The 12,752-nt window shown below is 65.5% G+C and carries 11 protein-coding genes; 4 read left to right on the top strand and 7 right to left on the bottom strand.

All coding sequences use genetic code 11. The features are described from left to right. The first annotated feature begins 204 nt into the window (after positions 1-204). On the top strand, positions 205-1,266 hold the full coding sequence (locus JI59_RS10260; RefSeq protein WP_007012800.1) for a hypothetical protein: 1,062 nt from the start codon (positions 205-207) through the stop codon (positions 1,264-1,266). 110 nt (positions 1,267-1,376) lie between these two features. Here the strand turns inward: JI59_RS10260 and JI59_RS10255 are convergent, their stop codons facing one another. Next, complete coding sequence (locus tag JI59_RS10255) at positions 1,377-1,658, bottom strand: integration host factor subunit beta (protein ID WP_007012801.1); 282 nt, start codon at positions 1,656-1,658, stop codon at positions 1,377-1,379. Between the two features lie 258 nt (positions 1,659-1,916). On the opposite strand from JI59_RS10255, the gene JI59_RS10250 reads away from it, so the two are divergent. The 3 genes from JI59_RS10250 (at position 1,917) to JI59_RS10240 (ending at position 6,348) form a co-directional block, all read left to right on the top strand. Then, positions 1,917-3,572: a peptide MFS transporter gene (locus JI59_RS10250; protein WP_007012802.1), complete on the top strand. Its 1,656-nt coding sequence runs from the start codon at positions 1,917-1,919 to the stop codon at positions 3,570-3,572. Positions 3,573-3,640: 68 nt separating this feature from the next. After that, on the top strand, positions 3,641-5,026 hold the full coding sequence (locus tag JI59_RS10245) for an amidohydrolase (protein WP_038575979.1): 1,386 nt from the start codon (positions 3,641-3,643) through the stop codon (positions 5,024-5,026). Further along, positions 5,023-6,348, top strand: coding sequence for an amidohydrolase family protein (locus JI59_RS10240; protein ID WP_007012804.1), 1,326 nt, complete (start codon positions 5,023-5,025; stop codon positions 6,346-6,348). Before JI59_RS10245 ends, JI59_RS10240 begins: the two co-directional genes overlap by 4 nt. A gap of 182 nt (positions 6,349-6,530) precedes the next feature. On the opposite strand, the gene dxs is transcribed toward JI59_RS10240, so the two are convergent. The 6 genes from dxs to JI59_RS10210 all read right to left on the bottom strand — a co-directional run bounded on the left by dxs (position 6,531) and on the right by JI59_RS10210 (position 12,611). Then, positions 6,531-8,453, bottom strand: coding sequence for a 1-deoxy-D-xylulose-5-phosphate synthase (gene dxs, locus JI59_RS10235; protein WP_007012805.1), 1,923 nt, complete (start codon positions 8,451-8,453; stop codon positions 6,531-6,533). A 113-nt stretch (positions 8,454-8,566) separates the two neighbouring features. Further along, positions 8,567-9,028, bottom strand: a complete 462-nt coding sequence (locus JI59_RS10230; RefSeq protein WP_038575977.1) for a Fur family transcriptional regulator — start codon at positions 9,026-9,028, stop codon at positions 8,567-8,569. 80 nt (positions 9,029-9,108) lie between these two features. Next, complete coding sequence (locus JI59_RS10225) at positions 9,109-9,258, bottom strand: hypothetical protein (protein ID WP_238532509.1); 150 nt, start codon at positions 9,256-9,258, stop codon at positions 9,109-9,111. Positions 9,259-9,459: 201 nt separating this feature from the next. Then, a complete protein-coding gene (locus JI59_RS10220) occupies positions 9,460-9,663 on the bottom strand; it encodes a hypothetical protein (protein ID WP_007012808.1) in 204 nt (67 codons plus the stop codon). 19 nt (positions 9,664-9,682) lie between these two features. Next, positions 9,683-11,275 carry a bifunctional phosphoribosylaminoimidazolecarboxamide formyltransferase/IMP cyclohydrolase gene (purH, locus tag JI59_RS10215; RefSeq protein WP_007012809.1) on the bottom strand — a complete coding sequence of 531 codons (1,593 nt, stop codon included), beginning with the start codon at positions 11,273-11,275 and terminating at the stop codon, positions 9,683-9,685. 100 nt (positions 11,276-11,375) lie between these two features. Beyond that, positions 11,376-12,611, bottom strand: coding sequence for a dicarboxylate/amino acid:cation symporter (locus JI59_RS10210; protein ID WP_007012811.1), 1,236 nt, complete (start codon positions 12,609-12,611; stop codon positions 11,376-11,378). Positions 12,612-12,752: the final 141 nt, after the last annotated feature.

Genomic DNA, 12,752 nt, shown 5'->3' with positions numbered 1-12,752 from the left:
AGCTGGCTGCGCGGCGCTGCGCAATCCGCCTGCAGCAGTCGCCCAGGTTTTGCCGGCGCAGCCGCAAAGCGCGGTCTCGCGAGCTTTCGGTGATGTAGGGTTAATTGCAACATAAGGTCCAAACTTAAAGATATATCAACGTGCTGTGTGCAGGTCTCGGCATGCCCCCCCCGCCCTCTCGTCGTAACGAAAGGATGGAACTGCATGACTGGACTGATCACGCGCCGTGGACTGATCGGAACCGCCGCCGCCGGTATCGTTCTGAGGCCTTCGCTGCTACAGGCACAGACCTCGGGCCTCACCATCATTGACGGCCGCACGTTCCGGGGCACGCGTTCGCCCGGCGGTTCGGGCACCGATGGCGGCACGGCGATAAAAGCGGAAAGCAACACGCTGATTCGCAACTGCTACTTTCTCGACCTCGGCAATGGCGCGATTCGCTTGTTCCACACGACGACGCAGAATGTCACGGTTGAGGATTGCCAGGTCGCCAACATGTACCGCTTCATCGAGAACTGGTCGTGGAACCATCCCGATGTGCCTGCCCCGGTCAGCGACTTTACCGTCCGGCGGGTGAATGCCGCCCGGCTGGCCCGCAATTTCATGCGAATCCGCTACGGTTCGACGCGCGGGCTGATCGAGGACGTCGTCGCGCGCGGCAATGGCGAATGCGCGAATTACTGCGTCGGCTTCGCGCTCGACGATGAAGCGCACGACATCGTCTATCGCCGCGTCGAGGCGCACGATTTCTGCGAAACCCAGCGCCCTTCGGACAAGTACTGGAATGGCGACGGATTCTCGGACGAGCGCGGAAACAGCAAGATCCGCTATTATTCCTGCGTGGCGACCGGGTCGAGCGATGGCGGCTTCGATACCAAGTCGCAGGACGTCTACATGGAAGGCTGCTTCGCCAGCGGGAACAAGCTCAACTACCGGCTCTGGAACAGCGGCACGCTCAAGAACTGCCGCAGCGAGAATCCGGTGAAGCGCGGCGGCACCGGCTGGATCGGGCATTTCTCGTTCGTGGGAGGAAGCGGCCCGAACTACGTGCTTGACAGTCCGGTGGTTCGTGCAGGAGCGACCAACAAGGCGCCTGTCCTCTACTTCCAGTCGAGCGTGCCGGCGACTGTGACCATCTACAATGCTGATATCGATGCGCCGGGCGCGGCATTGATCCAGGTGGACAAGGGGCGTCCTGCGCCAACCATCAAGTGGGTTCCCGAACGCAGCCAGCAGAAAATCCGCGTCGCGCGCGATTATGCGTGAGCGCTGGATCGGGGCGTGAGCGCGGTATTCGGCAAGGGAGCAAGGGGTTAGCTTCGACGGGCTCGGCCTGCGGGGGATGACAGGCCCGTCGAAGTGCGCCCGTGCGCGCCTTAGCTGACGTTCAGCTTCGCGCGCATTTCCTTGCCGGGCTTGAAATACGGCACCTTCTTCTCGGGAACTTCCACGGTTTCGCCGGTGCGCGGGTTGCGGCCCTTGCGGCTGTCACGGTGGCGAGTGGAAAAGGCGCCGAAGCCGCGCAGTTCGACGCGGCCGCCATCGGCAAGGCGCTGCGCGATCTCGTCGAAGAAGGTATCGAGCGCGCGCTCGACGTCTTCGCTTCGCAATTCGGGATTGTCCTTGGCCAAGGCCTGCAGCAGTTCCGACCTGATCATTTCAACGTCCCCCCAAAAAAATCTTCATGGCTTGGGCGAATCACAAAATTTCGTGAACTTTGCCGATTGCGAAAAGAGAAAATGCCATTCCACGGCTTTATGCGCAATGGCTTAGCAGTAATCCCTTGGAATGCACCCTAAAGCACAGGGTGGCGCAGGCCCTGTCGCGGGCGCCCCCCATTTACACCCTCGTTTTGTCCGCTACCTTGCCCCCCTTCATACCTTCTCTGCCGTCAAGGAAAGGCCACAAGAGGTCGCATGAAGGACATAACAAACTGGAACGAGGGTGACTGGATTGCGGCAATCGCTGCACTGGCCCTGTTCGCTACGCTCGCCATCGGCGGCCTCATCGCCACGCGCAAGAGCGAGGAATTCGTCGGCCACCCCCGGGGCCTGTTCGTGCTGTTCTATGCCGAGATGTGGGAGCGCTTTTCCTACTACGGCATGCGCGCGCTGCTGATCCTCTATCTGACGAAGTTCTGGCTGTTCAACGACGGCGACGCCTCGCTGATCTACGGGGGCTATACCAGCCTTGTCTATATTACCCCGGTTCTGGGCGGTTACCTCGCCGACCGCTGGCTCGGCCAGCGCAAGGCGGTGCTGTTCGGCGGCGTCGTCCTGGCGCTCGGCCACCTGTTCATGGCCTGGGAAGGCATGCAGGGCGTTGCCGATCCGGCCGTCAAACAGGCGGATCCGGCGATCAACGTGTTCTGGCTGGCGCTGTCGCTGATCATCGTCGGCTCAGGCTTCCTCAAGGCGAATATCTCGGTGATCGTCGGCCAGCTCTACAAGATGACCGATGCGAGGCGGGATTCGGCCTACACGATCTTCTACATGGGCGTGAACGTCGGCGCCGCGCTCGGCACGATCCTCGTCGGCTACCTGGGCGAGACGATCGGCTGGTCCTGGGGCTTCGGCCTGGCCGGCATCGGCATGGTGCTGGGCCTGATCATCTTCGTTGTCGGCAAACCGGCGCTGCTGGGGCAGGGCGAGCCGCCCAGGCCGCTGCAGAAGAACAACGAGTTCAAGCTCTACGGTACCGGCATTGCCGCAGTCGCGGTGATCTGGTTCCTGATCCAGTACGTCGACGTGATCCAGAACCTGCTGATCATCACCGGCGTCGCGATGCTCGCATATACGCTCTACGAAGCCTTCAAGCTGCCCAAGGAACCGCGTGAGCGGATCTTCGCGATCCTTTTCCTGATCGCGCTGAACCCCGTGTTCTGGGGCCTGTTCGAGCAGGCGGGCGGATCGCTCAGCCTCTACACCGACAAGTACGTCGATCGGGGCGGCGTCCCGACCAGCCTGTTCCAGTCGATCAATCCGATCTACATCGTGCTCTTCGCGCCGCTCTTCGCCGGTCTCTGGCAGATCCTCGCCAAGCGCGGGCTCGAGCCTTCGGCCCCGGCCAAGTTCGGCCTTGCGCTGATCCAGGTCGGCCTTGGCTTCCTCGTCTTCGTCTGGGGCGCGGGCACCGGCGATCCGGCGGTGATGACCTCGGTCGTCTTCGTCTTCCTCATCTACCTGCTGCACACCACCGGCGAACTGTGCCTCTCGCCCGTCGGCCTCTCGGCCATGACGCGGCTGGCACCGGCGCATCTGGGCAGCTTCATCATGGGCGCATGGTTCTACATGACCGCGGTCGGCAACTTCGTGGCCGGACGGATCGGCGAGGCGACCGGCGGCGAAAGCGGCGAGATGTCGAAGGACCTCACGCTGGCGATCTACAGCAAGATTGGCTGGGTTACGATCGGCATTGCCATCGTCGTCCTGCTCCTTTCTCCGATCGTGAAGCGCTGGATGCATCTCGATACGCTGGAAGACCGCGATCATGGCGATGGTCTGGTCGGGCAAGGCGAAGTCGGGCTCGAGGCGCAGGAAGCCGGGATGCACCCGGAAAACCGGCCGACCTGAACGACAGGAATGCGACGGCCCGGGTGGAAACGCCCGGGCCGCTTTTTTGGGTGAACAGGGGTTTTGTCATGAAAGTACCGCCCGCATTGCGGCAATGGACCGGCGCCCTTGCGCTGGGCCTCGCCCTCGCGCTGCCCAGCGGCGACGCGCTGGCCAGGAAGAAGGACAAGGATAAGGAAGCGGTAGCCGAGACGCCCTATCCTTCGACCTACAAACCCTACCCCGGCAGGCCCACGGCACTGGTCGGCGCGACGGTCTATGACGGGCGCGGCGGGCGCATCGACAACGGCACGCTGCTGTTCGAGAACGGCAAGCTCGTCGCCGTGGGCGGGTCCGATCTCGCTGTGCCGGATGGCTACACGCGCATCGATGCCGCGGGCAAGTTCGTCACTCCCGGCGTGATCGACGCGCATTCGCATCTGGGCGACTATCCTTCGCCCTCCGTCGATGCCCTGGCCGACGGCAACGAGGCGACCAGCCCGACCACGCCCGAAGTCTGGGCCGAGCACTCGGTATGGCCGCAGGACCCCGGTTTCACCCGCGCCCTCACCAATGGCGGGGTTACCTCGCTGATGGTCCTGCCCGGCTCGGCCAATCTCATGGGCGGGCGTTCGGTCACGCTCAAGAACGTGCCGAGCCTGACGGTGCAGGGAATGAAGTTCCCCGGCGCGCCCTATTCGCTGAAAATGGCCTGCGGCGAGAATCCGAAGCGCGTCTATGGATCGAAGGGCCAGAAACCCTCGACCCGCATGGGCAATTTCGCGGTCGACCGGCAGACCTGGCTCGATGCCAAGAAATACGCGAAGGACGAGGAGCGCGACCGCGACCTTGCCAACGAGACTCTGGTCGGCGTGCTCGACGGCGATATCCTCGTGCAGAACCACTGCTACCGTGCCGACGAGATGGCGCTGGTGATCGATATGGCCAAGGAGATGGGATACAAGGTCGCCGCGTTCCACCACGCTGTGGAGGCCTACAAGATCGGCGACCTGCTCAAGCAGAACGACATCTGCGCCGCCGTCTGGGCCGACTGGTACGGCTTCAAGATGGAAGCCTACGACGCCATCCCGGAGAATGCAGCCCTGCTGCAGAAGCAAGGCGTATGCGTGATCATCCACTCCGACAGTGCAAACGGCATCCAGCGCCTCAACCAGGAAGCGGCCAAGGCGCAGGCGGACGGCCGGCGCATCGGCATCGACATTCCCGATGCCGAGGTGGTGAGCTGGTTCACCTACAACCCGGCCAAGGCGATGGGCGTTGCCGACCGCACCGGCAGCCTCGAAACCGGCAAGATGGCCGACGTTGTGCTGTGGAACGGCAATCCGCTCTCGGTCTACACCCGGCCTGAGAAAGTCTGGATCGACGGCGCGCTGATGTACGATGCACTCGATCCCAAGCGGCGCCCGGTGAGCGACTTCGAATTGGGCCAGCCCGGCGAAGGAGATGTGAAATGAAGCGCCTCTCCACGGTCGCCGCTGCTCTTGCCGGTGTCGCCGCGCTGGGCCTGCCTTCGCTCGCGTCTGCGCAGGATTTTGCCATCACCAATGCCACTCTTGCCATCGGCGACGGCAGTGCGCCCATCGAGGGCGGCACTGTCGTCGTTCGCGGCGGCAAGGTCATTGCCGCAGGGGCGGGCGTCACCGTGCCGGCGGGCGTCGAGGCGATCGACGGCAGTGGCAAATGGGTTACGCCGGGTATCTTCGCGACTTACACCGACCTTGGCCTGTTCGATGTTCAGGAAGTGAGCGAGAGCGATGACCGCGGATCCGATCAGGCGCCCTTCAACGCCGCGCTCGACGTGGCCCCGGCGATCAATCCGGCGAACGAGCACATCGCGGTCAGCCGCGAAGGCGGGGTGACGCGGGCCAGCGTGACGCCGTTCAACGGCAATTCGATCTTCGCCGGACAAGGTGCACTGATCGATCTTGGTGCCGATCCCGAGGCAGTGACGAAGGCGCGGGCCTTCCAGGTCGTCGCTCTGGGCGAGGGCGGGGCGAAGCTCGCCGGTGGCAGCCGCGTCGCAGCGCATGTCGCCTTGCGCAATGCCCTGCGCGAGGCGAGGGATGTGGCGGCCATGGCACAGGGCGCGGACCGCCAGTCCGACGCGATGTTGACGCGCGCCGATGCCGCCGCCTTGGGGCCGGTCATCGCCGGGACCCAGCCGCTCTACGTCGAAGTGGAACGCGCTGCCGACATCCGTTCGGTGCTGTCCTTGAAGCGCGAGTTTCCCAAGCTCGATCTCGTGCTGGTCGGCGCGAGCGAGGGCTGGCTCGTCGCCAACGAGATCGCGGCGGCAGGCGTGCCGGTGATTGCCACGGCGCTGAACGACCTGCCGGCCCAGTTCGACCGCATCGCCGCCACTCAGTCCAACGTCGGCCGGATGAAGCTGGCGGGCGTAAAGGTCGCCATCGGCATGCTTGCGAACGACAACCAGCCTCGGTACGCGCCCCAGGAGGCGGGCAATCTTGTCGCTCTGAACAAGATCCCCGGCGCGTCAGGCCTGAGCTGGGGAGAGGCACTGGCCGCGATCACTTCGATCCCGGCTGAGATCAGCGGCATGGACGGCCGCAACGGCCACATGCGCGCCGGCGTGCTTGCGCCCGGCGCGGTTGGCGACGTGGTGGTCTGGGACGGCGATCCGCTGGAACTGTCCTCGGCCCCGCTGGAAGTGTGGATCGACGGCGTCAAGCAGCCGCTGGACAACCACCAGAGCCGCCTGAAGGAACGCTACAAGGACCTCGACAGGACGTCTCTGCCCAAGGCCTACGACTGGTAAAGCGGTTCGGCATGGCGGGCGACCTGTGGCCGCTCGCAATGATAAATGGTTCTGGGGGTCGCCTCATCCGCTCATGCCGAGCGTGTCGAAGCACGGGCGCACGGTGCCCTCCCTTCGACACCCTCAGTTCGTCACCCTCAGGGTGAGGGGGGCAGCGGTACAGGGGTAAGGGGCGGCGCGGCTCAGGCGCGCGCTTCGTTCACGCCCGCGCTGTTGTGGCGCAGCGCCTTGAGCACGGTGTCGACGATCTGGGGGGCGTTCAGCCCGGCCTCGTCGTACTGCGCCTCGGGCTTGTCGTGATCCTGGAACACATCCGGCAGGCGCATGGTACGGATCCTGAGGCCGTTGTCGGTCAGGCCCTCGTCGCTCGCCATGGTGAGGACGTGGGCGCCCAGGCCGCCGATCGAGCCTTCCTCGACCGTAACGACGACTTCGTGGCTCAGCATCAGCTTGCGGATCAGGTCGCTGTCGAGCGGCTTGGCGAAACGCAGGTCGGCGACGGTGGTCGACAGGCCCTTGGCTTCCAGCGTGTCGGCTGCCTTCAATGCCTCGCCCAGACGGGTGCCGAGCGAAAGCAGGGCGACCTTGGTGCCTTCCCTGACGATACGGCCCTTGCCGATCTCCAGCACTTCCGGCTTTTCCGGCAGGGCGACGCCGGTGCCGTTGCCGCGCGGATAGCGGAAGGCGATCGGGCCGCTGTCATGCTGCGCGGCGGTGTGGACCATGTGCACCAGCTCCGCCTCGTCGGCGGCGGCCATGACCACGAAGTTGGGCAGGGTGGCCAGATAGGTCACGTCGAACGATCCGGCATGGGTTGCGCCGTCCGCACCGACGAGGCCGGCACGGTCGATGGCGAAGCGCACCGGCAGGTTCTGGATCGCGACGTCGTGCACGACCTGGTCGAAGGCGCGCTGCAGGAACGTCGAGTAGATCGCGCAGAACGGACGCATGCCCTGGGCCGCAAGCCCGGCGGCGAAAGTCACTGCGTGCTGTTCGGCAATGCCGACATCGAAGCTGCGCTCGGGGAACTGGCTGGCGAACTTGTCGAGCCCGGTGCCCGAAGGCATCGCCGCCGTGATCGCGCAGACGCGCGGATCGCCTTTCGCCTCGGCAATCAGGGCCTTGGCAAATACGCCGGTATAGCTGGGCGGACCGGCCGGCGCCTTGGCCTGCTCGCCGGTGACGACATTGAATTTCTGAACGCCGTGATACTTGTCTGCCGCTTCCTCGGCCGGGGCGTAGCCCTTGCCCTTCTTGGTCACGACGTGAATCAGGATCGGGCCCTCGGCGGCATCGCGCACATTTTCGAGAATCGGGATCAGCTGTTCGAGGTTGTGGCCGTCGACCGGGCCGACATAGTAGAAGCCCAGTTCCTCGAACAGGGTGCCGCCCATCGCCATGCCGCGGGCGAATTCGTCGGTCTTCTTCGCGGCGCGGTGCAGCGCTTCGGGCAGGCGGCGCGAAACCTTGCGCGCGAAATCGCGGATGTTGAGGAACGGACGCGAGGAAACGAGCTGCGCGAGATAGGCGGAAAGCCCGCCGACCGGCGGCGCGATCGACATGTCGTTGTCGTTGAGGATCACGACCAGGCGGTTGCCCGCCTCGCGCGCGTTGTTCATCGCCTCGTAGGCCATGCCCGCGCTCATCGCGCCATCGCCTATCACGGCAATCCCGCGGCCCGGCTGGTTCGAAAGCTTGTTGGCGATGGCAAAGCCCAGCGCCGCCGAGATCGAGGTGGAGCTGTGCGCGGTGCCGAACGGATCGTATTCGCTCTCGCTGCGCTTGGTGAAGCCGGACAGGCCCCCGCCCTGGCGCAGGGTGCGGATACGGTCGCGCCGCCCGGTGAGGATCTTGTGCGGATAGGCCTGGTGGCCCACGTCCCAGACCAGCCGGTCCTCAGGCGTGTTGAAGACGTAGTGCAGCGCCACTGTCAGCTCGACGACGCCGAGGCCGGAGCCCAAGTGTCCCCCGGTCTGGCCGACGGCGGAGATCATTTCCTCGCGCAGCTCATCGGCGAGCTGGCGCAGCTGCGCGGGCTTGAGCTTGCGCAGGTCAACGGGCGTATCGACAGTGTCGAGGAGGGGCGTTGCCGGGTTGGCGGTCATGGATCGTGTCTACACGGATTGCGGGCGGGAGTCGAATACCCTGCCCTGCCGTATGGCGGACAACTTCGCAAGGCCGCGAGGGGCTTGGCGCATGGCGGGGGGAGTGCGCCGGGTCAGCCGCAGGCCGCGCAAGTCCCGCGCAGTTCCACCACCGGGCGCACATCGGCGAAGCCCGCATCGCGTGCCGCCGCGATCAGCGAACCGGTCAGGCGGTCGTCGTCGATATGGACGATCTGGCCGCAGGAATCGCAGATCAGGAAGATGCAGTCGTGGCGGCAGCCCGGGTGGCTGTTGGCGACATAGGCATTGGCGCTTTCCACCCGGCGCGCCAGGTTGGTGCGCACGAAGAGGTCGAGGATGCGATAGACGCTGTTGGGCGCGACGCGCTTGCCCCGCAGCGCCGAGACGTTTTCGGCGAGGTCGTAGGCGGAGGCGGGCCGGTCATGCTCTGCCAGTGCGGCAAAGACGTCGGCGCGCATTTCGGTCCACTGCTCGCCGGCCTTGAGAAGCGCGGACTGCGCAGCCTTCACGAGGCCTGCGCCCGAATGTTCGTGATGTACGTGTCGTGTCGCCATGGCCGCAATATGGGGCCGGAAGCGGCCGGAAGCAATCGCGCCGGGCGGGCAGGAGGCCCCGGCCTGCCCGGCGCCGGGCCTCAGCGCGTCGTCGCGGCCTCGGCCGGCGGGACGATGTTGTCGGCCAGCGAAGCGCTGTGGTGCAGACCCATGGAACCGAACACCAGCAGTGCGCCCCCGGCGAACCCGAGAGCGAAGAAGCGGTAGAAGTCGGCCTTGAAGAGTCCCATGTCCTGCGTAGCAATCCGTAGTTCGATTTCGATGCGGCCCACATGCCGCTAAAGTGCTTTCGGTCCAGTGAATAAACCCACATTTCGCATGATGCTGCGATCAGTTGCGCGCCGCGTGCGATGAATGGAGGGAACAATCGAGGCAGGGAAAGCCGCAGCACCGCTGCGCGCCGGTTTCTGTCCCTTTGGATGTTGGCGCGGTCAGCCGGGGCGGAATGCCCAGCCTGCGACGGCCAGTATCGACAGGCCGAGCAGCGGGACCGCGAGGCATCCGAAAGGCAACGCCGCAGTGGCGAGGATACGCCGCCTGCCGTGGACCTTGCCAAGGCGAAGGAGCACGGCAGCGGAAGCCAGACCGGCCAGAAATGCCAGTCCGAGAAGAGGTCCGAGCCAGTGCAGCCACATGGCCGTCCCGGCCCCGTTATCAGTGCTTGAAGTGGCGCATGCCGGTGAAGACCATCGCCAGACCTGCCTCATTGGCGGCCTTGATGACTTCATCGTCGCGGATCGAGCCGCCCGGCTGGATCACGGCGGTAGCACCTGCCTCGGCTGCAGCGAGCAGGCCGTCGGCGAACGGGAAGAATGCGTCCGAAGCCACAGCCGAGCCGACCGTGCGCGGCTTGTCCCATCCGAACTTCTCGGCGGCCTCGGCGGCCTTCATCGCGGCGATGCGCGAGGAATCGCGGCGGTTCATCTGGCCTGCGCCGATGCCGGCGGTGACGCCGTCCCTGGCATAGACGATTGCGTTCGACTTCACGTGGCGCGCGACGGTCCAGGCGAAAAGGCAGTCCTTCAGTTCCTGGTCGGTCGGTTCGCGGTCGGTCACCACCTTGAGGTCGTCGAAGCCGATCGCGCCATTGTCGCGGCCCTGCACCAGCAGTCCGCCGGTGATCGGCTTGACGGTCAGGCCGCCGCGGCGCGGATCGGGCAGGTCGCCGGTCAGCAGCAGGCGCAGGTTCTTCTTCTTGGCGAAGAATGCGCGGGCTTCCTCGTCGGCATCGGGAGCGACGACGACTTCGGTGAAGATCTTGCAGATCGCCTCGGCCGTGGCGCCGTCCAGCGTCTGGTTGACCGCGACGATGCCGCCGAAGGCCGAGACGTCGTCACAGGCCAGGGCGCCTTCCCATGCCTCGAGCAGCGACTTGCCCTGAGCGACGCCGCAAGGGTTGGCGTGCTTGACGATGACGACGGCCGGGTCCTGGCCCTTGAACTCGGCAGCGAGTTCGAAGGCGGCGTCGGCATCGTTGTAGTTGTTGTAGGACAGTTCCTTGCCCTGCACCTGCTCACCCTGGGCGAGGCCCTTGGTGTAGGGGCCGACCGGCGTGTAGAGCGCGGCCTTCTGGTGCGGGTTCTCGCCATAGCGCAGCTCCGTGACGAGGCGGCCGTTGACGGCGAGCATCTCGGGGAAGGTCTGGCCCTGGTCGGCAAAGGCGAACCACTGCGAGATCATCGAATCGTAGGCGGCGGTCTGGGCGAAGGCGCGTGCGGCCATCAGCTTGCGGAAGGGCAGCGTGGTGCAGCCGTCGGTCGCTTCCAGCTCGACGAGCAGGCCTTCGTAGTCGCTGGGGTCGGTGACGATGGTGACGTAGGCGTGGTTCTTCGCCGCCGAACGCACCATCGAGGGGCCGCCGATGTCGATGTTCTCGATGATCGTGTCGCGGTCCGCACCCTTGGCGACGGTCGCCTCGAAGGGGTAGAGGTTGACGACGACGAGGTCGATGGCGCCGATTTCGTGGTCGGCCATGGCCTTGGCGTGCTCGGGATTGTCACGCACCGCCAGCAGGCCGCCGTGGACCTTGGGGTGCAGCGTCTTGACGCGGCCGTCCATCATTTCGGGGAAATCGGTGACTTCCGAGATGTCCTTGACGGTCAGGCCGGCATCGCGCAGCGCCTTGGCGGTGCCGCCGGTCGAGACGAGTTCGACGCCGCGGTCGGCCAGCGCCTTGCCGAGTTCCGCAAGGCCGGTCTTGTCGGACACCGATAAGAGTGCGCGGCGGATCTGGACGGAATCGGTCATGACGGTGGTTTCCTGCAGTGATGGGAGTTTTCGGGCCCTCTAGGTCGAGACTCTCGCGGGGGCAAGATCGGGTATCGTCCCTAAGCCAGTAGCCCCAGATTTAGTCCTCTGTCGTGGCAGGTGCGCTCTGCCGAGAGATATCTACGCTGGCCGTAACCGCAACGTCCATCGTCACGTTCCCGACCGTGCGCATGATGTCGGGCAGCATTTCCACCGCGACCAGCACTGCCAGCGGCCAGAGCGGCACGCCCATGGCCGCGGCGATCGGCGCGGTGGAAGCAATGAAGCTGACCGTGCCGGGCAGCGAGACCGACCCGAAAGTGGTGAGGAAGGCGACGAAGACGCCCGCGGCAATGGCGCCGGGATGCAGCTCTACCCCGGCCAGGTGCGCGGCATAGATGACGACGCCCACGTTCATCGCCGGGCTCGTCGCGCGAAAGATGGTCACGGCCAGCGGCAGGACGAACTCGGCTGTCGTCGTCGCCACGCCCAGGCGTCGGCACGACGCGAGCATTGTGGGCAGGCTGGCGAGCGAGGACTGGGTGGAAATGGCGACGACTTGCGCGGGCAGGACCGCCGCGGCGAACCGGCCCAGCGGCTTGCGCGCGATCACGGCGGCAAGCGGATAGGCAAGGAGCAGGAACACCGCGCCGCAAGCGCTGACCAGTACGATGTAGTGCGCCAGCGCACCGATCGCGGCGACACCGCTGCGCGCGGCAAGGCTGAAGCCGAGCGCGAAGACGCCGACCGGCGCGACCTTCAGGACCCAGCCGATCAGGACCATCATCGCCCCGGCCATTCCTTCGAACAGCAGGGCCAGCTGCCGGCGCGGCGCCTCATCGAGCCGCAAGGAAGCGACGGCGAACAGGGCGACGAAGATGATGACGGGAAGCAGCGCATCGTTCGCGGCCGAGGTGACGACATTGGTCGGCATGATCGACAGCAGGAAGTCGCCGATGCCGGGCACTTGGGGCGGAGCCTGGGTTCCGGGCACGGCGACGCCTTCGGGCGGCGGGCTGAACGAAAGCAGTAGCGGCATGACTGTCGCGCCGACGAAGGCGCTGAAAGCCAGCGAGCCGAAGATGAAGGCCATCGTGCGCTTCGCCATGGCCTCGGCGCGGGCCGCGGCGGCTGTCTCCACGATGCCGGTGAACAGCAGTCCGGCGACGAGCGGCAGGATCGTCATCTTCAGGCCCTGCAGCCACAGCGAGCCCACCGGTCCGGCAATCGCAAGTGCGCTGTCCATCTCCGGCGAGTGTGCCAGCAGCGCGCCGCAGACCAGACCCGCGACGAGACCGGCAAGCGTCAACAAGCCGGGGACGCGGATTTCGGGCATCCGTGATGCGCTGCCTGTTCGGGAAGTCTCGTTGCTCAGGATTGCACCAATGGCTGGCCTTGTGGTGCAACAGACATTAACGAAGTTGCGCGACATGGCAATTTGCCCGCATGGGCAAGTCCGACAACACATTCGATAGCG

Origin of the sequence: Novosphingobium pentaromativorans US6-1, from assembly GCF_000767465.1 — a bacterium.
In the GTDB taxonomy this organism is placed as follows: Bacteria; Pseudomonadota; Alphaproteobacteria; order Sphingomonadales; family Sphingomonadaceae; genus Novosphingobium; species Novosphingobium pentaromativorans.
The sequence above is the reverse complement of the archived record's forward strand: the minus strand, read 5'-3'. Positions and strand labels throughout refer to the sequence as shown.

What these genes read in the sequence shown, in the direction of transcription:
- JI59_RS10260 (WP_007012800.1), top strand. Translation starts at nt 205, where the DNA reads ATGACTGGACTGATCACGCGCCGTGGACTGATCGGAACCGCCGCCGCC.
- JI59_RS10255 (WP_007012801.1), bottom strand. Translation starts at nt 1,658, where the DNA reads ATGATCAGGTCGGAACTGCTGCAGGCCTTGGCCAAGGACAATCCCGAA.
- JI59_RS10250 (WP_007012802.1), top strand. Translation starts at nt 1,917, where the DNA reads ATGAAGGACATAACAAACTGGAACGAGGGTGACTGGATTGCGGCAATC.
- JI59_RS10245 (WP_038575979.1), top strand. Translation starts at nt 3,641, where the DNA reads ATGAAAGTACCGCCCGCATTGCGGCAATGGACCGGCGCCCTTGCGCTG.
- JI59_RS10240 (WP_007012804.1), top strand. Translation starts at nt 5,023, where the DNA reads ATGAAGCGCCTCTCCACGGTCGCCGCTGCTCTTGCCGGTGTCGCCGCG.
- dxs (WP_007012805.1), bottom strand. Translation starts at nt 8,453, where the DNA reads ATGACCGCCAACCCGGCAACGCCCCTCCTCGACACTGTCGATACGCCC.
- JI59_RS10230 (WP_038575977.1), bottom strand. Translation starts at nt 9,028, where the DNA reads ATGGCGACACGACACGTACATCACGAACATTCGGGCGCAGGCCTCGTG.
- JI59_RS10225 (WP_238532509.1), bottom strand. Translation starts at nt 9,258, where the DNA reads ATGGGACTCTTCAAGGCCGACTTCTACCGCTTCTTCGCTCTCGGGTTC.
- JI59_RS10220 (WP_007012808.1), bottom strand. Translation starts at nt 9,663, where the DNA reads ATGTGGCTGCACTGGCTCGGACCTCTTCTCGGACTGGCATTTCTGGCC.
- purH (WP_007012809.1), bottom strand. Translation starts at nt 11,275, where the DNA reads ATGACCGATTCCGTCCAGATCCGCCGCGCACTCTTATCGGTGTCCGAC.
- JI59_RS10210 (WP_007012811.1), bottom strand. Translation starts at nt 12,611, where the DNA reads ATGCCCGAAATCCGCGTCCCCGGCTTGTTGACGCTTGCCGGTCTCGTC.